A 20880-nucleotide genomic window follows, 5' to 3' on the forward strand; every position below is an offset into this window, starting at 1 on the left:
ACATAAATTTGTAATCCTTTTAGATGATTTTATTAAACTTCTTTACTAGCCATGATCATTTGTCCTTTAGGTTCTGCGTTGTTTGGTGAAGGCTCTAAAGTGATTGCAATGGTATCGTTTTTGCCTACATCGGTGTCATTTAAGTCGAATACAACCATACCTTTGTTGTTTTTAGTTGCGAATGTTCCTGCGGGATACGGTTTGTCACCTTTAATGATCCAAACTTGATAAACTTCATTACCTGTTGTAGCTTTAATATCATTAGCTTCGACCATTAACTTATTATTAGTTTTGCTATTAGATACATAAGCTTGACCTTGTGTTTTTTCCTCATTCATAGATTTCAAATTGATGGCGTGTGTATCATTGGTATTTATCAATGGTGATGATTGTTTTTGTGATTCTTTGTGGTTAAAATATTGAACGCCATTTCCAATCAGTGATAACAGTAATAATGCTGCCATAATCCCTATAGAAAGTTGTTTGAGCCACGTATGCTTAGTTTGCTTATAATCAGTTTGTTTATATTGTTGTGATTCATTTGAATTTTGGGTAACACTTTTATGCAAAGGCGTAGTGTCTTGATTGTGGTCTCTTGATTGATTCTGTTGATTTTCATGGTCTTCATTAATAACTGAGTCTAATATTCTTTGCTTCATCCCTGTTGGAGGTTCAACTTCTTTATTACTATAAGGAAGCGTATCGTGAAGAATATTAATGGCATTTAAAGCTTCGTCACTTTCAGAAGATGAATTTAATTCTTTTTCAATTTCTTCTTTTTCGTGTTCATCTAAATTGTCATTAAAATAATCGTATACTTTATCAACTTTTTTATCGTTCATTTTCTTCACGCTCCCTTCTTGAAACTTTTTTAAAGTAGTTATTTAAATGTTGTATTGATAATCGAAGTCTGCTCTTTACAGTACCTAAAGGTGTGTTTAATTTATATGCAATCTCTTGTTGGCTTAACCCTTTATAATAAAATAGGGCAATGATATCTTGTTGATCTTTATTTAAATATGAAATCATTTTTTGAATTTGTTCTGAACATTCTTTATCTAATAAATCATACTCAGGTAAGCCGCTCAGTTGCAGTCCCTGAAATTCCTCGTTGAATTCACTTTCTGTGATTTTTCGCTTTCTTACAATATCAATTGCTCCATTACGACATAGTGTAATGAGCCAAGTTGATAATTTACCTTTTTCAGATTTGAACATTGCTTTTTGATGCCAAATTTTCATAAAAATATCTTGTAAGATTTCCTCACTAGATTGCTTGTCTTGAGTGATTTTATAAGCCAAATTAAATAACAATGACTCGTACCGATCATATAGGATTTCTAGACTTTTGCTATCCTTTTTCTCAACAATCAGTTTATATAGATCATTTTCATCTAGCATGCTTTCCCCTCCTTGTTTATAAAAATACGTAATTTGAATAAAAAAAGTTCACCAATCAGGGGGAACTTTTTACTGAAATATATTCATAAAATAAAAAAGTTAAATATTAAGTTGTTATTAAATGATAACTTAATATTTAACTAATGTGTATATAAAGTTATAATGCCTATAAATGAATTTTATTTATAAATTTAAATTTTGAAAATATAGTTATGAATTATTGGTTTGCTGAGTAATTTTAAATCAGTTCGGCGTTAGTGTTTAAATTAGATTTTGAGTGTTGAGGCCATGTGACTATTGAAATAATTGCTTTCATTTTTAGTAGTATTTAACCTATGATAAATTAAAGTGACAGCATTGAATACTTAAATTAAATAAATTCTATATTGATAAGATCTAATGTACCAGTGGCTGATAATAATATAGAAAAGTATGTGTTTGCTGATAAAATACTTGGTTCAATTTAATATAAAAACCTAATTCATAAATTATTCAAACTGCAAAAGTGATATGAAGAAGGTAGCAATAATAGTTGATTTCTAAAATCTTAGGAGGGTAAATATGGATTTCTATTCTAGAGATTTAATAGATACAGATATAGATGATATAAGTGAATTACATAATTTAACAGAAGTAACTAAGTATCAAACTTGGAGTACTCAAACTTATGAAGAGACAAAACAATTTATTGGCGAAGTTATAAATCAAGATTCGAATTTTGTTTATAATGTTTTAGTTAATCCTGATACTGATAAAGTTATTGGGACGATACAATTAGCTATAGATGAAGGAAATAAAAGTGCCGAAATTGAATTTATTATTCATCCGAATTATTGGAACAATGGTATAGCAACAAATATAGCTAAAACCATTATAAAATATGCTTTCAAAGTGCTGAAATTAAACAGAGTATGGGCATCTATTGATTCAAATAATATAGCGGCGAGAATGGTGTTACAAAATTTAGAAATGAAGCTAGAAGGCGTATTTAGAGAAAATAGACTAGTAGACGGTGAATATAGTGATACATTAAACTACGCTATTTTGAGAAGTGAATACTAACTGTTATAGAGCTTGAGACATAAATAGATGTCTCAGGCTCGTTTTCAATTTGGCAGTAGGTGACTGAATTGAAAATACGGTTATATCAGGCTTTTTTCAATCCTAGTCACCCTTGCCGGGGTGGGACTACGAAATCTATATTAGAAAATTTGATTTCTGTCCCGCTCCCTTATGCATGAGCGAAAGCTCAGGTGAACATTTAACCACTTTCAAAATCTAGTCATATTGCCAGGGCAAGGCAACGAAATCTTTTTAAATACATTAGATTTCTGTTTCATGTGCTTAATGTTTTTAGATTCCTGAGCTTTGCATCGGCAAATGTGAAGTTTGGTCATAGTTGATAATAGTATAATGACCATCAGTAATTTTTAGTGTGCTTATACTGCCGTTTGTAAGTTTTGTGATACCGGTTCCCAAGTTACCATTTGAGTAATGATGAAATATTGCATTGATAAAAGCTCCGTGAGAAATGATTAATATATTTTTATCTTTATAAGTATTATTAACTAAATCGATACCTTTTAAGAAGCGGTCTTTGATTACCGCTTCTTTTTCTTTATTTGGATAAATGAGTGAAGGGAATTTTGCACTGCGTTCTTCCGGAGTTAAACCTTCAGCATTCCCAAAAGAGACTTCGATAAACGCGTCGTTTTCTATTAATGGAATATTTAAGTAATGTTGAATCCATTGTGCAGTTGTTTTAGCTCTTGATAATGGGCTTGTAAGTATTACATCCCAATGTGATTCTTTTAAATGCTGACCGCATGCTTTGGCTTGTTCGATCCCCTTCTCATTCAAAGGGATATTTGTAAGTCCTTGTAATCTCCCAGCAGTATTCCAATCAGTTTCCCCATGTCTGATAAAACATATCTTCGTCATTATAATCAACCTCTGTCATTGTATAGTCTTTAAAAGTATTTTGAAGCCAAAAATTTAATTTTAACATGTAATGTTTTTCATGAAATATAGTGTGTAAAAAAGTGAGAAGCCTACTTTGTGTAATAGGCTGCTCACTTTAGTTGTTAATTATATTATTATTTTGGAGAAAATCAACGAAAGAAACATTTTCTAATAGATGTATTAATTTTCTAATATTGTTTCTAGTCTGGCTAACTCAATCGTTGTATCTATATAAACTTGAATACCTTTGGCTATTTGTTGCTCAGTGACAGATTCTTCTGGTGAATGACTAATTCCTTTTTTACAAGGAATAAAAATCATACTCGTGGGACAAATAGGTGCGAAATTCATCGCATCATGGCCTGCACCACTATACATATAACGGAAACTATAGTCGGACTGAAGACAACTCAGTTCAGTAATTTGAGCCATTTTATGATTGAAACTTCGTGGGTTATCTTGGCCTAAATCTTCTAAATGGTATACTGTTTTGCGTTTTTGAGTAATAGCTTGAATTTGTTGTTTGATTTCTGTAACAACTTGTTCACGTACGGCTAGATCTTTTCCACGAATATCAATAAGCAAAGTGACTTCTCCTGGAATTGCATTCATCGTATTTGGATATACATTAGCGTAACCAACTGTCGTAACAATGCCTTGGTCATGATAAGCTCGCCCTATAGATTCAATACTTAAAATAATTTCTGACGATGTAGTCAGTGCATCAATTCTCATAGGCATAGGGGTGGAACCAGAATGACTCGTGACACCTTGGATATTCAACTTAAAACGGTGAGGAGCAGCAATATCTGTGACAATACCAATATCTTTGTTGTTCTTTTCAAGGATTGGACCTTGTTCAATGTGTAGCTCTAAGAATGCTTTAATTTGGTTACGTTCAAATAATGCAGCCTTGCCGTGCATATCTTGAGATAAGGGTTCGACGACATCATAAAGTATATTGCCTTCATTGTCTTTAATATATTTCATATCAGATTTAGTCATCTTACCTGTTAAGTATTTACTTCCTAATGTAGCCTCGTTAAATCTTGTTGACTCCTCACAGGCAAAAGCAATAACGATGATAGGGTGATCAGTTTCTATTTGATGTGCATTTAAATGTTCAATAACCTCTAAAGCCCCTAATACACCAAGTAACCCATCATATTGGCCACCGTCTTTCACAGTATCAATGTGAGAACCTAAAACTACAGGTTTCAAAGATGGATCTTTACCTTCTCTACGTGCAATGACATTTCCGAAAAAATCAAAATATACATCTAATCCAGCTTTTTGGCATAACATAGAAAACTTTAATGCAGCTAGCCTCTCTGGATGTGTAAATGCGATACGATTAATACCGCCATTTCGTTCATTTCGAGCAAAGTTATTAAACGTTTGAAAATTATCTAAAACATTTTGTAAATTCACTATAAACATTCTCCTTCAATTAAATGAGTTGGTTTAAAAAATGTACGGCCTTCTTATATAAATTAATGCTAGTTTCATTTACTGTTCTATCAAAGTCATGTTGATTATCTTCTAAAGTTTCCATATGACAATTTTTTACGTTTTGATAGATATATTCACTTTCGCTATATGGTACATCTGGATCATTGATACAATGGACAATGAACGTTGGAGGAAAGTGATTGAGTTGCTGAGCTGAAATATTATGATCACTTTGCGTTGAGGTCTGAATGCCTAAATAATCTAGCCATTTAGCTTCTCCACGTGCATGTATATAAATAGGATATCTGGCTTGCATAGGCCCAGAGGTTAACGGTTGCTGTTGAATCAATTGTTTAAGTATCTCAGGAGTGATTTTAGATGATAGTGTTTGGTACTGTAAATTTGGTCTTAAAAATGATGGTACATGTACACGGCAATAACCATAAAAATCAACAATGCCATCGACCTGACGATGTGTTGAGACAATCATTGCTAAAAAAGCACCTGCAGAACGACCGAATGTAAATAAAAGTAGTGATGGATAGCGCTGTTTAATTGCATCATATTGTAGTAAAGCATCACTAATGATTGTGTTTATATTACTTTCAGGTGCGAGACGGTAAGAAGCTAGGACGAGGTGAAAGTCTTGTGTTAATAAATCTATGTAATTCTGTGAAAGATCGTCAGGGCTTCCAAAGATTAATCCGCCACCATGAAAGTACGTTATTACGCCTTTTGCGTGTTTGTTTTTTGCTTCAATAACTGTGAAAGGTAAGGTGAATCCATCTTCAGTCATAATTTTAGAATGATATTGAGACAAACCTATCATCCTCCTATATATAAAATTTGCTAACTATAGTATCTCAAAGAAATATTTAGAAGTATTTGTATAAATCGAATAAAAGTCTTAACCATTATTGTTAGAAATGTGAATGATAACTAAAATGTAAACGCTTATAATTGGTTATGAAATGAAAAAGGAGTTGAATTTAATGGACATACGATCTTCTTTTGAATCTTTAGATAAAAAATTCACCGGTTTTGGTGGATTAAACGGTGGCGGTATTACGCGCTTACTATATTCAGATGAGTGGTCAAATGCTGTACATGAATTAAAACATACATTAGAAAAAGAAGGATTTGAAGCTAGTTTTGATAGTGTCGGTAATTTAAAAGGACGTATTGAAGGTAGCAAATATCCCGAAGAAACAATTATGTCTGGGTCACATATTGATACCGTTGTTGAAGGTGGCCATTTAGATGGTCAGTTTGGTGTGTTAGCAGCGTTGGTTGCAATGCAATCATTGAAAGCTGAGCATGGCCAACCACTACGTTCACTTGAAGTCTTGGCATTAGCTGAAGAAGAAGGTAGCCGTTTCCCGTATGCGTTTTGGGGAAGCAAAAACTTCTTTAACTTAGCGAAAAGTGAAGACGTGAATGATATTGCTGATGGCGAGGGTATTAATTTTAAAGCAGCGATGAACAACGCTGGTTTTGATTATCGCAGTGAAGATAATGATTATAGCTATATTAAGTCATTTATTGAAGTACATATCGAACAAGGCAAAGTATTGGAGACTGAGAAGAAAGCAATCGGCGTCGTCAATGGTATTGTTGGACAAAAACGTTACACAATTAACTTGAAAGGCGAAGCAAACCATGCAGGAACAACACCGATGGGATTAAGAAGAGATGCAGTAGTTGCTTTCAGTAAAATCGCCACAGAGCTAACTGATAAAGCAAGAGCGATTGGTGATCCACTAGTCATTACTTTTGGTCGTGTTGATCCAGTGCCAAACACAGTTAACGTAGTGCCAGGTGAGGTGACTTTTTCAATTGATTGTAGGCACATCGATCAAGAAGCGTTAAATGGTTTTGCGAAAACGATTGATGATTGCGTCAAAACGGTATCGAAACAAGAAGGTGTCGAATACGACATTAACTTGTGGATGGACGAAGCGCCAACCATGATGGATGAAAGCTTAGTCAAACTAGTAGAACAAGCTGCTGAACAAGTAGTTGGTTCTAATGACAGTAAGATGATGCCATCGGGTGCAGGGCATGATTCTCAAATCTTTGCTAAATACATACCGACCGCAATGTTGTTTGTCCCATCTATTAATGGTGTGAGTCACAATGTTTCAGAAGAGACCGATATTGAAGATTTGGTTAAAGGTATAGAGGTGCTTAAACAAGTATTGTATCAACTTGCTTATAAAGAATAAGGATTGAAACAGTTAAATAATAATTGATCAGCAATTTTAAACGAGAAAATAATAATTCCAAATAGAGAAAAGGAGTAATGTTTTTATGGGTTATTTAAACCACAATCAAGGTTATAGAGAAGGCTTATTAGAAACACGTTCAGTAATTAAAAAGGATAATTATGCAGTAATTACGCCAGATGGCTTAGTTAATAATGTAGTACCAGGTTTCGAAGATTGTGATGTAACAATCATGGGAACTCCAAGATTAGGTGCTCGTTTTGTTGATTATTTAGTTACTTTGAAAAATCAAGGCGGCAACAAACAAGGCTTTGGAGGTAACGGTGTACAAACATTTATCTATGTTGAATACGGTAATATTAATGCGTACGCAGATGATAAGAAGTATGAGTTAAGTGCAGGCGGTTATTTATATGTTCCATCTCATCAAGTTATGACATTTGAAAACAGTAACCAAAATAATGATAGTAGAGTATTTTTATACAAAAAACGTTACCAACCATTAGAAGGATATACACCAGAAGTAGTTACTGGAAACGTTAATGACATGGTGCAAGAACCGTATGAAGGCATGGAAGAAGTTAAAATCTTAGACCTTTTACCAAAAGAACTTGCATATGATATGAATATTCATATTTTATCATTTAAACCTGGTGCATCTCATGGCTATATAGAAACACATGTACAAGAACATGGTGCTTATATCTTAAGTGGACGTGGCATGTACAACTTAGATAATGAATGGATGCCAGTTGATAAAGGAGATTATATCTTTATGGGTGCCTATGCGCCTCAAGCGACATATGCAGTAGGTTTAGACGAACCATTTGCATACATCTATTCAAAAGATGCTAATAGAGATATTGAAATTTAAGGAAGGTTGTTAACGATGGAAGAAGAGACGTTAGTATACGTTGAAAGAGATAAATTACGTGAACTGTTCAAGAGAAAATTGACGCAAGCTGGTCTTCCTGAAGTACAAGCAGACAAAACGGCTGACCTTATGATATTTGCTGATGAGCGTGGCATCCACTCTCATGGGTCTGTACGCATGCAATATTATGCAGAACGTATATCAAAGCAAGGTTATAATTTAGAACCTAGTTTAGAATTTACGCAAAATGGACCTTCAGCTGGAACTTATTTTGGAGATAATGCAGTAGGACATTATGTTGCATATCAGGCAATGGAAGAAGCTATCACCATGGCTGAGAATAGTGGTATTGGTATGGTAGGTGTCAAAGAAATGGGACATAGTGGCGCTATTGGCTATTTTGCAGAACAAGCTGCAAAACGAGGAATGGTAGCTATTACAGTATGTCAATCAGATCCAATGGTTGTACCATACGGTGGTACGAAGCCTTACTTTGGCACGAATCCTATTGCATTTGCTGCACCACGACAATCGGGTGAACCTATTTTGTTCGATATGGCAACAACAGTGCAAGCATGGGGAAAAATCTTGGATGCGCGTTCCAAACATAAATCAATCCCAGATACATGGGCGGTGGACAATCAAGGAGAACCGACAACCGACCCATTCGAAGTGGCGGCATTATTACCAGTTGCAGGACCTAAGGGATACGGACTAATGATGATGGTTGATATCTTAGCAGGTAGCCTCCTAGGATTGCCATTTGGTCAACATGTCACTTCAATGTATAAGGATTTAAGCCAGTACCGTAGATTAGGGCAGTTTCATATTGTAATTAATCCAGCTTATTTTGGAGATAAAACATTATTTTTAGAAAAAGTCTCTGAAATGGTTGATGAGTTACATGACATAAAACCAGCACAAGGATTTGAACAAGTCTACTATCCTGGGGAAATTCAGGAAACAGTAAAACATCGTTATGCTAAAAGTGGTATTCCAGTCGCTGAAAGTATTTATGACTATTTAGTATCAGAGAAACTGTATTAAATAAAACTAAAGGAAGTGAAATGGGAACGTTATGAAATGTATGAGGGCATACATTTAAAGACTAAGCTTACTCTCCCAAGTAGCTTCCTTTTTAATGCAATAAATAGACTAAACGTAGATAAAATTTAGTGGAATTGACTATAAAGTGAGGAGGTTTTCGTATGCGTGTATCTAAAGAACAATTACTTGAACTCATGAAAAATAAATTGGTAAAAGCTGGATTAAACGAAAGTGCGGCACAAGATGTTGCCGATGTATTGACGTTTGCAGATCACAGAGGTATCCATTCTCATGGTGCTGTCAGAGTTGAGTATTATGCAGAACGTATTGCCAAAGGTGGCATAACAGCTAATCCAAACTATCAATTTGAACAAACAGGACCTTCAGCTGCAGTCTTTGAAGGAGACAATGGCCCTGGTCACCAAGCTGCGAAACAAGCAATGGAAAAAGCTATTGCAATGGCTAAAGAGAGTGGTGTTGCAGTTGTTGGTATGAAGCACATTTCTCATAGTGGGGCACTTGGTTATTTTGTCGAAATGGCTGCAAAAGAGAATATGGTTGGTATTAGTATGTGTCAATCAGATCCGATGGTAGTGCCGTTTGGTGGTACGGAACCTTATTTTGGAACTAACCCGATTGCATTTAGTGCGCCATCGAATGACGACCGTATTATTACATTTGATATGGCAACAACAGTGCAAGCGTGGGGGAAAGTGCTCGATGCGAGAGCGAAACATTTATCTATTCCAGATACATGGGCAGTCGACGCACAAGGTGAGCCTACAACTGACGCTAGAGATGTACATGCACTCGTTCCAGTAGCTGGCCCTAAAGGTTATGGCTTAATGATGATGGTCGATATCCTATCTGGTAGTTTATTAGGTGTGCCTCATGGTGTACACGTATCATCAATGTATAAAGATTTAACCAAAGGACGAGATTTAGGACAATTGCATATTGTAATAAATCCGGAATTTTTCACTGATTTAGAACTGTTTAAGACACGTATTTCAACTATGTTAGATGAGCTTAAAGCACAGCCTGCTGCAGAAGGATATGGTGAAATTTTCTATCCCGGTGAACGTGGCCGTATGCGCAGTGAGAAATATGATGAAAATGGTATAGAAATTGTTGATGACATCTATGAATATTTAGTTTCGGATGATGTACATTATGATCGCTACCACGGAAAAAATAGATTCGCAGAATAATAATGGAGGCATAAGATGTTATACACAATAATTAAAGAAAATACGTATCAAGACTCAATTGTATTAATGCTACTATCAAATAAATTATCTGCTATTGAAGGTGTTAATAAAGTATCTATTATGATGGGAACACCTGCTAATAAAGATATATTTAAATCATCTGGCTTAGGTACACCTGAGTTAGAAGAAGCGAAACCAAACGACATTGTCATCGTTGTGGATACTGATGATAAAGATAAGGTTGAAGAAGTTGATCAAGAAGTAGAAGCAGAATTAAAAGGTAAAAATGAAAGTGACGATAAATCACAAAAACAAGATGAAGCTTCAAACTGGAAGCGCGCTTTAGAATTAGCTAATAACCCTAATCTTGCGTTAATCTCTATTCCTGGACAATATGCAGCTATGGAAGCAGAAAATGCTTTGAACCACAATTTAAATGTCTTTATGTTTAGTGACAATGTTGCTAAAGAAGATGAAGTACGTCTGAAAAAACTTGCCCATGATAAAGGATTACTAGTTATGGGACCAGACTGTGGTACGGGGATTATTCATGGTTTACCACTCGCGTTTACTAATACAGTCAACCAAGGTGATATCGGCGTCGTAGGTGCATCAGGTACAGGTATTCAAGAAGTTACAACGATTATCGATAGAGAGGGTAAAGGTGTAACGAATGCATTAGGTACAGGCGGACGTGATTTATCAACTGAAGTTGGTGCAATTACAATGCTAGATAGTATAAAAGCTTTAAATTCAGATCCAAAAGTTAAAGTGATTACTGTTATTTCTAAGCCGCCAGCTAAAGAAGTAGAAGAAAAAGTGTTGAATCTATTACGTAACATTGATAAACCAGTCGTTACTTTATTCTTAGGTTCAAAACCTACGTATACTGAAGAAAATATTTATCATGCGTATACATTAGAAGAGGCTGCTCGTATTTCTGTTCAACTTTCAAATGATGAAACGCCACAATTCAAACCACATGTAAAAGAGAATATTTCGGTGACTTTAAATGCACAACAAAACGGTATCAAGGGTTATTATTCTGGAGGTACTTTAGCATCCGAAGCAGCAATGTTAGTTAAAGATACATTAGGTGATGATTCAACAGATGCAACGCCAGAAGGTTACTCATACAAAGGCGGAAATCATGAAATTATTGATCTAGGTGATGATATCTATACTCAAGGTAGACCACACCCAATGATTGATCCATCAAAACGTATTGAAATGTTAGAAACATCATCAGCTGATCCGTTAACTGCAGTCATTATGTTAGATAATGTCATTGGTTACGGTAGTCATGATGATATGGCAAATGAATTAGCGCCAACAATTAAGAACATTCTTCAAAAAGTAAAAGAAGAGGGACGTTCTTTAGCAGTATTAGCAACTGTAGTTGGAACAGAGCATGATCATCAAGATTATCATGCACAAATCAACACTTTAGAAGCAGCTGGAGCTGTAGTATGTGAAACAAATGACCAAATGGTACGTACAGCGTTAAACATTATTGGTAGTAATGTGAAGCAACCAAACCGTGAAATAAAATCTTTTGAAGTAGATCAAGTAGATTTAACTGTCGATGAGAAAGTGATGAATTTAATCAATATGACACCAAGCGTAATTAATATTGGACTACAAAGTTTCACATCAGCTATTCAAGATGGTGGCGCAGAAGTTGTGCAGTTTAACTGGCGTCCAATTGCTGGAGGAGACGAAAAACTAATGAAAGTACTCCAATATTTAAATAATTTCGAAGGAGAGACGGTATAACATGGGTTACAAAACAATAGATGAAGCAAACCAGGCGGTTATAGATAAGATGATTGCTGCAGCACCGTTTTTAGTAGATGTAGTGCCAGCGAAATCAAAAATTCCTGAATTAACAGAGCGCGTACTGTTACACGCAGGACCACCGATTAAATATGAAAATATGACAGATCCTATGCAAGGATCATGTGTAGGCGCTATCTTGTTTGAAGAATGGGCGAACAATGAAGAAGATGCCCGTTCATTACTAGAAAACGAAAAAATTACATTTATTCCGTGCCATCATGTTAAAGCTGTTGGACCAATGGGTGGTATTACCTCAGCAAATATGCCTGTCTTAGTTGTAGAAAATAGAGAAACTGGTAATGAAGCATATTGCCAAATGAATGAAGGTATCGGAGCAGTCTTACGTTTTGGTGCTTATAACGAAACAGTAGTGAATCGTTTGCACTGGATGAAAGATGTCTTAGGTCCTGTACTTAGTAAAGCTTTAAAACAAATGAAAGATGGCTTAAACGTCAATGTGTTAATTGCGAAAGCCATTGCGATGGGTGATGAATTCCACCAACGTAACATAGCTGCATCATTAGCATTTCTAAAAGAGGTAACGCCAATTATCGCTGCATTAGATGATGTAGAACAAGAAAAACGTACAGAAGTGCTTCAATTTTTAGCTGATACAGACCAGTTCTTCTTAAATATAGCGATGGCAACAGGTAAAGCAATGATGGATGCTGCCCGTACAATAGAACACGGTACAGTTGTGACTGCATTATGTCGTAATGGTGAAAACTTTGGTGTGCGCATCGCTGGTATGGGCGACGAATGGTTTACTGCACCAGTAAATACGCCTCAAGGTTTATATTTCACAGGTTACTCTGCAGACGATGCTAATACGGATATTGGTGACTCTGCTATTACTGAAACTATTGGTGTCGGTGGTATGGCAATGATTGCTGCACCTGCAGTAACAAGATTCGTAGGTACAGGTGGATTTGATGATGCTTTAGAAATCAGCAACGAAATGACTGAAATTTGTATCGGTGAAAATCCTAACTTTGCAATCCCTACATGGAACTTTAGAGGTGCATGTTTAGGTATAGATGCGCGTAAAGTAGTAGAAACAGGAATCACCCCTGTAATTAATACAGGTATTGCACATAAAATTGCGGGTTATGGTCAAATTGGTGCTGGAACAGTACATCCACCAATTGAATGTTTTGAAAAAGCAATTACGGCATATGCAGAAAAATTAGGCTTTAAAGCGTGATTTTTCATGTGCGTTCAATAGGGCCAATTGCCCAGGAAATACTTGAACAACAACAAGGTTTTTATGTGCATAGTATTTTTGAAAAAGGCTTCAACATCGTCAATGATGATCAAAAACTTATTTTTATAGGTAGTGACGAAAATGGTACGTTTCCATTTGGCGTTACTGTAGACCATCAAACTAAAAAACAACTGTTAGAAAACATCACTTTGAAGCAACCTATAAAAGTAACTGCAAATGCAATGTTTATTAACGATAATTGTCAATTGGTTTGGCGTAATCAAGCGGTACATGCGAGTAGCGTTGAGTTGAATTCAAATTCATTATTATGGTCAAAGTTGCATGAAAATATCACAAAATATGACTTTTCAGAGTATAACAATGGAGATTTTTCTTATTTGAAAATGCAGTCCATCATAGAGACTTTGAAACAAGCAGATGATAAGGCAGTTGAATCTTCATTACGTTATTTGATAGGAAGAGGACAAGGTTTAACTCCTTCAGGTGATGATATCTTAACAGGTATGCTATTTGTGCATTTCATAAATCCTTTTATATTTGATAGGAATTTAGAGGTTATACAGAAGCTTATTCAAGAACAGTTAACAACAATAGTTGCTACAGCCTTTTTGGATAGTGCGTTAAAGAAATTGTTTAGTTCGAAAATATTAGTGTTGCAACAACAACCAACGGTGTACCACATGAACCAACTGTTAGAAGTGGGATCATCATCTGGAAAAGATACATTGTATGGGATATTTATAGCAACAACTTTAAGGAGTGGAGCGTATGAGTAAGCGTGTAGTATTAGCTTTAGGTGGGAATGCAATTCTTCAACCAAAGCAAGAAGCGTCATACGAAAATCAATATAATAATGTGTATTCAGCTACACGAAAAATGGCTGAGTTAAAAGCACAAGGACACAATATTGTAGTTACGCATGGTAATGGTCCTCAAGTAGGGAATATTATTGCACAAAATGAAGCGGCTAAAGACATTGTAGAGCCTTTACCAATTAATGCTTGTAATGCGGAATCACAAGGCTTTATAGGATATATGATGGAAGAATCATTAAAAAATCATTTGAAATCTTTAAATATCGACAGTAATGTAGTAACGTTATTGACAATGGTAGAAGTAGATAAAGATGACCCTGCATTTAATAATCCAACTAAACCTATTGGTGTATTCTTTGATGAAATAGAAGCACAACGTTTAGAAGAAACGCACGGTTTCGTAATGGTAGAAGACGCAGGTAGAGGATACCGTCGCGTCGTTCCTTCACCGGAACCATTAGTTATTCATGGTGTGGATCAAATCAAGTCACTTATTGACCAAGCAGTCGTTATTTCTTCAGGTGGTGGCGGTATTCCGGTCTATAAAGATGACAATGGTAATATTCAAGGTGTAGAAGCAGTAATTGATAAAGACCGCTCAGGTTTAAAATTAGCAGAACAAGTTGATGCCGATACATTTGTAATGTTAACTGACGTTTCAAACGTATGTGTTAACTTTGGAAAATCAAACGAAGAAAAACTAAAAACGATTTCTGTTGAACAAGCGAAGCAATATGTTGCTGAAGGACAATTTCCAGCTGGCAGTATGTTACCTAAGATAGAAGCAGCAATTCAGTTTGCTGAAATGGGTAAAGAGGCGATTATTTGTTCATTAGATGATGCGATAGATGCTTTAGCAGGTAAAGCTGGCACACGTATTTTATTGGAGCCATCAACAGAAGCGGTAAATTAATTGTAAAAAGTAATGTGAACAAAGTGATACTGCTTTGATTGAAATGCATAATAAACATTATAAAACACTGATTGCTAATGGTGTTTGTATTGCAACTTTTAATCAGTTAGTCATTTTGTGAGGCGGGAATGGAAATCTAAATTGAAATATTAGATTACTGTCCCGCTTCATCATTATAAATATAAAAATAGAGAATTAAGAAAGGTGGTATAAGATGACTGACCCATACCGCATCAATAAAGTTAATAATAATTGGGGCGTGATATTTGCAATTGTTTTTATTGCTTCAACATTACGTGCGCCATTAACGTCGGTCGGTCCTGTAGTTGATGAGATTAAACAAGTTATGGAAATTAATAACAGTGTTGCAGGCATCTTGACTACGATACCGCTGATTATTTTTGCAATTGTTTCGCCATTCGTTTCAAAAGTAACTGCTCGATTAACCATGTCTCGTACAATACTGTATTCTACGCTGCTACTCATTGTTGCACTATATTTACGTATTGCAGGAGATTTCACTTTGTTCTTAATTGGCACACTCATTCTTGGAGTTGCTATTGCATTCGGCAATGTGGTGTTACCAAGTTATGTTAAATGGTATTTCCCGATGCAAATTGGTCTAGCTACTGGTATTTATAGTGGAACAATGAATTTTACTGCTGGCTTAGGCGGTGGTTTAAGCTTTCCACTGTCAGAAATAACGCCATTAGGTTTTAGATTGTCATTATCTTTTTGGATTCTTTTTGCGATTATTGCAATCATACTGTGGATACCTAAAGCACGAAAAGGTGTACAATTAGAGAAGGCAACGGCGATAGCGGATCAACAAGATAGACCCAAAAAAGTAGCTATAACGAAATCTAAACTGGCGTGGATGGTTGCGTTGACGATGGGATTTCAATCGATGGTATTTTATACCGTAGTGGCTTGGGTACCATCAATTCTTGTAGATAGAGGATTGGATCCTTCTACGGCAGGATATTTATTAATGCTCAACCAATTTTCACAAGTACCAATGACCTTTACATTCCCAATCATCGCTTCTAAATTGAAAGACCAACGTATATTAGTCGTGATTATTACGGTACTATTCTTGGTAGGATTTAGCTTATTCTTTACACAATCATTAGTGTTACTGATTATTGGTATTATCATTGCAGGATTAGCGATGGGTGCTTGTTTCAGTTTATGTATGACTTTCTTCTCAATTCGAGCACGTACAAGTGATGGTAGTATTTCACTATCTGGTTTTGGTCAATCTGTTGGCTATTTAATTGCCGCTGTTGGGCCATTCTTGATTGGTTATCTTCATGATGCTACGGAAAGTTGGGATTCAGGCATTATTGCTTTAATTGTGATGTCAGCATTATTCTTTATTTTTGGTTATCCAGCTGCTAAAAATAGAGTTGTAGAAGATCACTAATAAGTATGGTTGATATGATATTTATGTGAAAATATTTTCTGCAGTCAATTTAATTCATGTAATTAGCTGATTACTGTATATATAAGGAGAGACCTAGACATCAACCAATGTCTAGGTCTCTCCTTTTGGTTTTTATGCGTAATAAGCTAATAGTGTATCGATAGCTTTTTCTGGATTTAAATTTTGTACGCCTTGATGTGCTAGGTAAAGTGAAAATATAGATAAGAATGTTAAGATGTTTTGCTTTTCAATAGCATAACCCATGATACCGATTCTCCAAATTTTACCTTGTAGTTCACCGAAGGATCCTGCAATCTCAATGCCGTAATTTTTTAACAAGCCTTCTCTAAATTTACTATCGTCTGCACCATCAGGAATGTTAACACAGATGACCATTTTCATTTCATTTGTTTCATCACCAAATATTTCTAAACCTAAAGCTTTCAATGCTTGTTTCAAGCCTTCTTGGTGATATGCATGACGTTCAGCACGTGCTTCAATGCCTTCAGTCAGTGCTATTTTTAGACCGGTATATAGCGCGTAAACCGACGTCGTTGATTCTGTGTGGTGGTTTAATCGCTTAGGACTCCAATAATCTTGTAATTGTGTTAAATCGAGATAATTACTGCGTATAAAGTAGTCTTGTTCTGTACTTTCATTTGAACGGATACCAAGTTCTACGCGTTTACGTTTATTGATTTCTTCACTAAATCTGTCGTTAAATGTAATTGGTGTAATGCCTGAAGGTATGGATAAACATTTTTGTGCACCACCGATGACGGCATCTAGTTCCCACTCATCTACTGGAATGACCATACCTTGATATGTAGCTACTGCATCAACTACTGAATAAATGCCGCGTTCTTTACAAGCACGACCTAATTGATCAATCGGTTGTAAGCGACCAGTAGAAGTCTCACCATGTACAATAGCGAGTACTTTTGGTTTTACAGTATCTAAAGCTTCAATGATTTCTGCTTGTTCAAAAACTTCACCCATTGGTTTTTGAATATTATGTACGACACCACCTGCGCGTTTTACTAATTCAGTAAACAAGTAACCGAATCTACCAATGATTGGGACAAGTACGGTATCGCCAGGTTTGACGATACTAGCGATAACGGCTTCTAAACCTGCACGGCTTGTTCCATCGATAGGAAATGACCATTGATTGTCTGTTAAAAAGGATTTTCTAATGAGTTCCATCGTTTTATTCATTATGTCTACAAATTCATAATCAAATTGACCTAAAATTGAATTAGACATTGCTTGAGAGACACGTGGGTCTACACTTACGGGGCCAGGGGTCATAATTAATCTTTTGTTTATTTTCAAATCATCCATATTATTAACCTCATTTTCTATAAATTATGTCAGTATATACTATACTCTAATAAATAACAGAGTTAATCGTCAAAAATGATGAAAAATAATTTGTTATTTGTGAGAATATTACAAAAATTGAATGTTTATGAATAATTTTATAATAACGTTCCATATTTGATAAAGTTAATCATTTTCTTCAATTGCTTGATGAATGGCTTCGGCAAATACATACATTGTAATACTCCAATTTGCTTCATTAGAGCGAGAATTCATGGATAAATTTTGATTATTAAAAAAGGACTGTCTTAGTGCATAAGTTAATTCTAATTGAACACCTGCACCTTTAGCATTTTTATTAGCTATATTTTGACTAGATTCTCCTTCTAAGTGGGATGGTGATTCTAAAACATTGAAGCCCTTTGTTTGTAATGCATTTTCTATAGATGATTTAAGACGCTCATCTTTACCGCCAATATAAACGGCTGGTTCGCTACCGCTTGCGCCATGTATCATTACAGAGTTTGAAACAGCTTGTTGCATGTCTTCTACAACAGGTTCATCAAAGTTTGTTGATGTGACATGTAATTCAGCATTGTTTAATGTGCGAATACCTTGAAATGAATAATAATTATAATTACCTAGAGCTGCAGTTAACGTGGATAATTCTGTCGTACCAGCTTCAATGTTGCCACCATGTATAGCGGCAATTAATGTGTCACTTTGATTATTACGATATGATAGTTGCCAATCTACACCAGATTCAGTATCATCCATAAGTTCTGACATAGAGGCATATAAATCGGCGGCATAAACGTTAGAAGAAGGTAGAATAGTGACAAAAGTGATGGTTGCAAACAAGCATAGTGCTATAGCCCGTATGCATTTAAAATAGGATAAGGCAATTGCTTTTAAAAAGTACATAATAAACTCCTATACGTATTAATAATATTTTATAAATATAATATTATCATACAATTTGTTAAGGTATAAAAAATTATATAATTTTATTTAAAAGATATGTTGCGAAGAATTTAAAAGCGTTATACAATGAATTTTTATGCCTTAGGGCATGTTAATTAAGAGGCAGGTCTGTAACATGTCCTTTGGCATGTATGCAGACTCCTCTTAGTTGGCGGGCTACTTTTATAAGTAGCTCGTTTTTTTTATGATTGATGTATGTTATAATGCTTATCTTGCCTCTCAAAAAAACACGGAGGTGTTAAAACAATGATAAATATTATATCGGCTATAGGTTCTTTAGGTACTTTTATCATGGCACTCTTTTACTTTGTGTCAGTCAGCGTGCAACTTTATCAAATGAAGATCAGCTTTTTACCAGCACTTGGTTTTAATCAAATATTGATTACACGAGACAAAAATGAACTGCAGCTGAAAAATGTAGGTATCGAAAGTCAGTCCGAACAAGATTATTTAAAGTTATATAATCTTGGTGGTGGTGCTGCGAAGAATATAAAAATCGAAATTTATATTGGCGAACAAGAAGTGTTACAAACAAAATATGTAAATATTCTACCTAGTAAAGAAGGATATTTATTGCCAATAAATAAAGATGTATTTTCTGAAATTGAAAGTACCATCCAAAACAATGGCTATGAATCTGATTTAAACGTTAAGTTGTCATATCAACATAATGTTAGTAGAAAAACACAAGAGTTATATTTAAACGGTAAAATAGATAGCTTTAATGCGTATGACGAAAAAGCAATCTATGAATTACAATTTTTTGATATGACGCAGTAACATTAAATTAAAAGAAGTGTGTAAATATTTAAATGTAAACTCCCTTTAATACAACGACATGACAATATGTCGTATTAAAGGGAGTTTGTGTTTTAGTGAGAAATATAGGCGCTTAAACGGATTACTTTGAGAGATGAGTAAATTTCAATTACAATACAGTAGGAAACTAAAACTTGGAGTGACAATAGATGATAAACATAAAGGCACCAAATCCAATATTTTTGGAACAGCATGAAGCAGAAAAAGCTATATTATTACTACATTCATTTACAGGCACGGTTCGAGATGTAAAGTTATTAGCCACAAAATTAAACAAAGCTGGTTTTACATGTTATGTGCCACCATATAAAGGTCATGGTCTGATGTTAGACACATTGATGGATTATGATGTAGATGACTGGTTGAATGATGCGATTGAAGGTTATCAATTTTTACAAGATAAAGGTTATTCAAAAATAAATGTCTGTGGGGTATCATTAGGTGGTATATTATCATTGAAATTGGCAGAACAGCATGGCATTAATGCTATAGCTATTATGTCAACGCCATACAGAAAGAGTGATGCTGGGCTAACAGGAAGACTTAAAGATTATGGTCAACGTATAGGGAACTTGTTAAATCTAGATCAAGTAGAAATTGATACTCAATTAAAACAAATTCCTAACTATGGCCCAGAACTCCAAAAATTTCAATTATTAGTTGAAAACGTCATGTCAAATTTAGACCGTATCATGGCTCCGATTGCTATTAAGTATGGTGAACAGGATGATGCGTCATATAAAACGAGCGCCGACTATATCTATAATCAAATTCAACATGAACATAAAGAAGTTCAAGGGTATAAAATGTGTAAGCATTTGATGACGCATGGTGAAGGTCACCTTGAAGTTGAACAAGATATTATTGCATTTTTTGAAGACTATTAATAATATAATCCAACATTAACTAGCGTAAGAAGATAGTTAAAATTTAATAATTTTTGTTAAAGCTTAGCGCTATAATATATAGTTCCTTCTATTGCTTGAATTTATTCACTTTCTAATATTTTGAACTTCTCTGCTAATGTTTGCAGACCTTCATCGATAATCCTTTTTTGTTCTATTAAATTTTGTTGATGATCTAAAAATATTTGCTTGCGCTTTTGTTTTGTAGCGCTTCCTTGATGATACAATTCAGCAATTTCCTTTAATTTTGAGACGGGCATATGTGTCTGTCTCATACATTTTATAAATTCAATCCAATATAAATCTTCTTCTGAAAAATCTCTATAACCATTTTGATTTCTTGAAACAAATGGGAAAAGTCCGGCCTTATCATAATAGCGAAGTGTGTGTTCACTCATGTTTAATTGTTCAGCTGCTTTTTTAACTTGCATACATTTTCCTCCTAAAATAGAAAGGCAG

Annotated in this window: 20 protein-coding genes; 12 read left to right on the forward strand and 8 right to left on the reverse strand. The window is 34.9% G+C overall.

What is annotated here, in order from left to right:
- Window positions 1–32: 32 nt before the first annotated feature.
- Both ACSUE0_RS02515 and ACSUE0_RS02520 read right to left on the reverse strand, forming a co-directional pair.
- On the reverse strand, window positions 33–842 hold the full coding sequence (locus ACSUE0_RS02515) for an anti-sigma factor (RefSeq protein ID WP_436955932.1): 810 nt from the start codon (window positions 840–842) through the stop codon (window positions 33–35).
- Window positions 832–1401 (reverse strand): RNA polymerase sigma factor, encoded by a 570-nt coding sequence (locus ACSUE0_RS02520; RefSeq protein ID WP_119614448.1) that lies wholly within the window; start codon window positions 1399–1401, stop codon window positions 832–834. The genes ACSUE0_RS02515 and ACSUE0_RS02520 overlap by 11 nt, the downstream gene beginning before the upstream one ends.
- Before the next feature lie 561 nt (window positions 1402–1962).
- Between ACSUE0_RS02520 and ACSUE0_RS02525 the strand changes: the two genes are divergently transcribed.
- A complete protein-coding gene (locus ACSUE0_RS02525) occupies window positions 1963–2463 on the forward strand; it encodes a GNAT family N-acetyltransferase (protein ID WP_119614449.1) in 501 nt (166 codons plus the stop codon).
- 291 nt (window positions 2464–2754) lie between these two features.
- Here the strand turns inward: ACSUE0_RS02525 and ACSUE0_RS02530 are convergent, their stop codons facing one another.
- The 3 genes from ACSUE0_RS02530 to ACSUE0_RS02540 form a co-directional block, all read right to left on the reverse strand.
- Entirely contained in the window at window positions 2755–3342 is a 588-nt protein-coding gene (locus tag ACSUE0_RS02530) for a histidine phosphatase family protein (RefSeq protein WP_119614450.1), read from the reverse strand.
- 201 nt (window positions 3343–3543) lie between these two features.
- Complete coding sequence (locus ACSUE0_RS02535; protein WP_119614451.1) at window positions 3544–4794, reverse strand: Zn-dependent hydrolase; 1251 nt, start codon at window positions 4792–4794, stop codon at window positions 3544–3546.
- A gap of 19 nt (window positions 4795–4813) precedes the next feature.
- Window positions 4814–5635 (reverse strand): alpha/beta hydrolase fold domain-containing protein, encoded by an 822-nt coding sequence (locus ACSUE0_RS02540; RefSeq protein WP_436955935.1) that lies wholly within the window; start codon window positions 5633–5635, stop codon window positions 4814–4816.
- Between the two features lie 172 nt (window positions 5636–5807).
- On the opposite strand from ACSUE0_RS02540, the gene allC reads away from it, so the two are divergent.
- The 9 genes from allC (at window position 5808) to ACSUE0_RS02585 (ending at window position 16390) form a co-directional block, all read left to right on the forward strand.
- Window positions 5808–7040: an allantoate deiminase gene (gene allC / locus ACSUE0_RS02545; RefSeq protein ID WP_436955937.1), complete on the forward strand. Its 1233-nt coding sequence runs from the start codon at window positions 5808–5810 to the stop codon at window positions 7038–7040.
- A gap of 85 nt (window positions 7041–7125) precedes the next feature.
- Entirely contained in the window at window positions 7126–7914 is a 789-nt protein-coding gene (allE, locus tag ACSUE0_RS02550) for a (S)-ureidoglycine aminohydrolase (protein WP_119614454.1), read from the forward strand.
- 15 nt (window positions 7915–7929) lie between these two features.
- Window positions 7930–8961, forward strand: coding sequence for an ureidoglycolate dehydrogenase (gene allD, locus ACSUE0_RS02555; protein ID WP_119614455.1), 1032 nt, complete (start codon window positions 7930–7932; stop codon window positions 8959–8961).
- A 161-nt stretch (window positions 8962–9122) separates the two neighbouring features.
- A complete protein-coding gene (gene allD, locus ACSUE0_RS02560) occupies window positions 9123–10172 on the forward strand; it encodes an ureidoglycolate dehydrogenase (RefSeq protein WP_042363368.1) in 1050 nt (349 codons plus the stop codon).
- A gap of 15 nt (window positions 10173–10187) precedes the next feature.
- The gene (locus tag ACSUE0_RS02565) at window positions 10188–11948 is read left to right on the forward strand and encodes an acyl-CoA synthetase FdrA (RefSeq protein WP_119614456.1); all 1761 of its coding nucleotides are present in this window, start codon (window positions 10188–10190) and stop codon (window positions 11946–11948) included.
- A gap of 1 nt (window position 11949) precedes the next feature.
- A complete protein-coding gene (locus tag ACSUE0_RS02570; RefSeq protein WP_119614457.1) occupies window positions 11950–13215 on the forward strand; it encodes a DUF1116 domain-containing protein in 1266 nt (421 codons plus the stop codon).
- Window positions 13216–13223: 8 nt separating this feature from the next.
- On the forward strand, window positions 13224–14012 hold the full coding sequence (locus ACSUE0_RS02575) for an oxamate carbamoyltransferase subunit AllH family protein (RefSeq protein WP_436955940.1): 789 nt from the start codon (window positions 13224–13226) through the stop codon (window positions 14010–14012).
- Entirely contained in the window at window positions 14005–14964 is a 960-nt protein-coding gene (gene arcC, locus ACSUE0_RS02580; RefSeq protein ID WP_436955942.1) for a carbamate kinase, read from the forward strand. Before ACSUE0_RS02575 ends, arcC begins: the two co-directional genes overlap by 8 nt.
- 214 nt (window positions 14965–15178) lie before the next feature.
- A complete protein-coding gene (locus ACSUE0_RS02585; protein WP_119614460.1) occupies window positions 15179–16390 on the forward strand; it encodes a CynX/NimT family MFS transporter in 1212 nt (403 codons plus the stop codon).
- A 132-nt stretch (window positions 16391–16522) separates the two neighbouring features.
- Here the strand turns inward: ACSUE0_RS02585 and ACSUE0_RS02590 are convergent, their stop codons facing one another.
- Window positions 16523–17734: a pyridoxal-phosphate-dependent aminotransferase family protein gene (locus ACSUE0_RS02590; RefSeq protein ID WP_436955944.1), complete on the reverse strand. Its 1212-nt coding sequence runs from the start codon at window positions 17732–17734 to the stop codon at window positions 16523–16525.
- A gap of 165 nt (window positions 17735–17899) precedes the next feature.
- Window positions 17900–18637, reverse strand: coding sequence for a poly-gamma-glutamate hydrolase family protein (locus tag ACSUE0_RS02595; protein WP_436955946.1), 738 nt, complete (start codon window positions 18635–18637; stop codon window positions 17900–17902).
- Between the two features lie 306 nt (window positions 18638–18943).
- On the opposite strand from ACSUE0_RS02595, the gene ACSUE0_RS02600 reads away from it, so the two are divergent.
- Together ACSUE0_RS02600 and ACSUE0_RS02605 are read left to right on the forward strand one after the other, a co-directional pair.
- Window positions 18944–19477 (forward strand): hypothetical protein, encoded by a 534-nt coding sequence (locus ACSUE0_RS02600; protein WP_119613736.1) that lies wholly within the window; start codon window positions 18944–18946, stop codon window positions 19475–19477.
- 188 nt (window positions 19478–19665) lie between these two features.
- The gene (locus ACSUE0_RS02605; RefSeq protein ID WP_436955948.1) at window positions 19666–20403 is read left to right on the forward strand and encodes an alpha/beta hydrolase; all 738 of its coding nucleotides are present in this window, start codon (window positions 19666–19668) and stop codon (window positions 20401–20403) included.
- A gap of 101 nt (window positions 20404–20504) precedes the next feature.
- On the opposite strand, the gene ACSUE0_RS02610 is transcribed toward ACSUE0_RS02605, so the two are convergent.
- Entirely contained in the window at window positions 20505–20852 is a 348-nt protein-coding gene (locus ACSUE0_RS02610) for a MerR family transcriptional regulator (protein ID WP_119613734.1), read from the reverse strand.
- Between the last annotated feature and the right edge of the window lie 28 nt (window positions 20853–20880).

This window comes from Staphylococcus sp. AS1337 (assembly GCF_051408735.1).
In the GTDB taxonomy this organism is placed as follows: Bacteria; Bacillota; Bacilli; order Staphylococcales; family Staphylococcaceae; genus Staphylococcus; species Staphylococcus xylosus_B.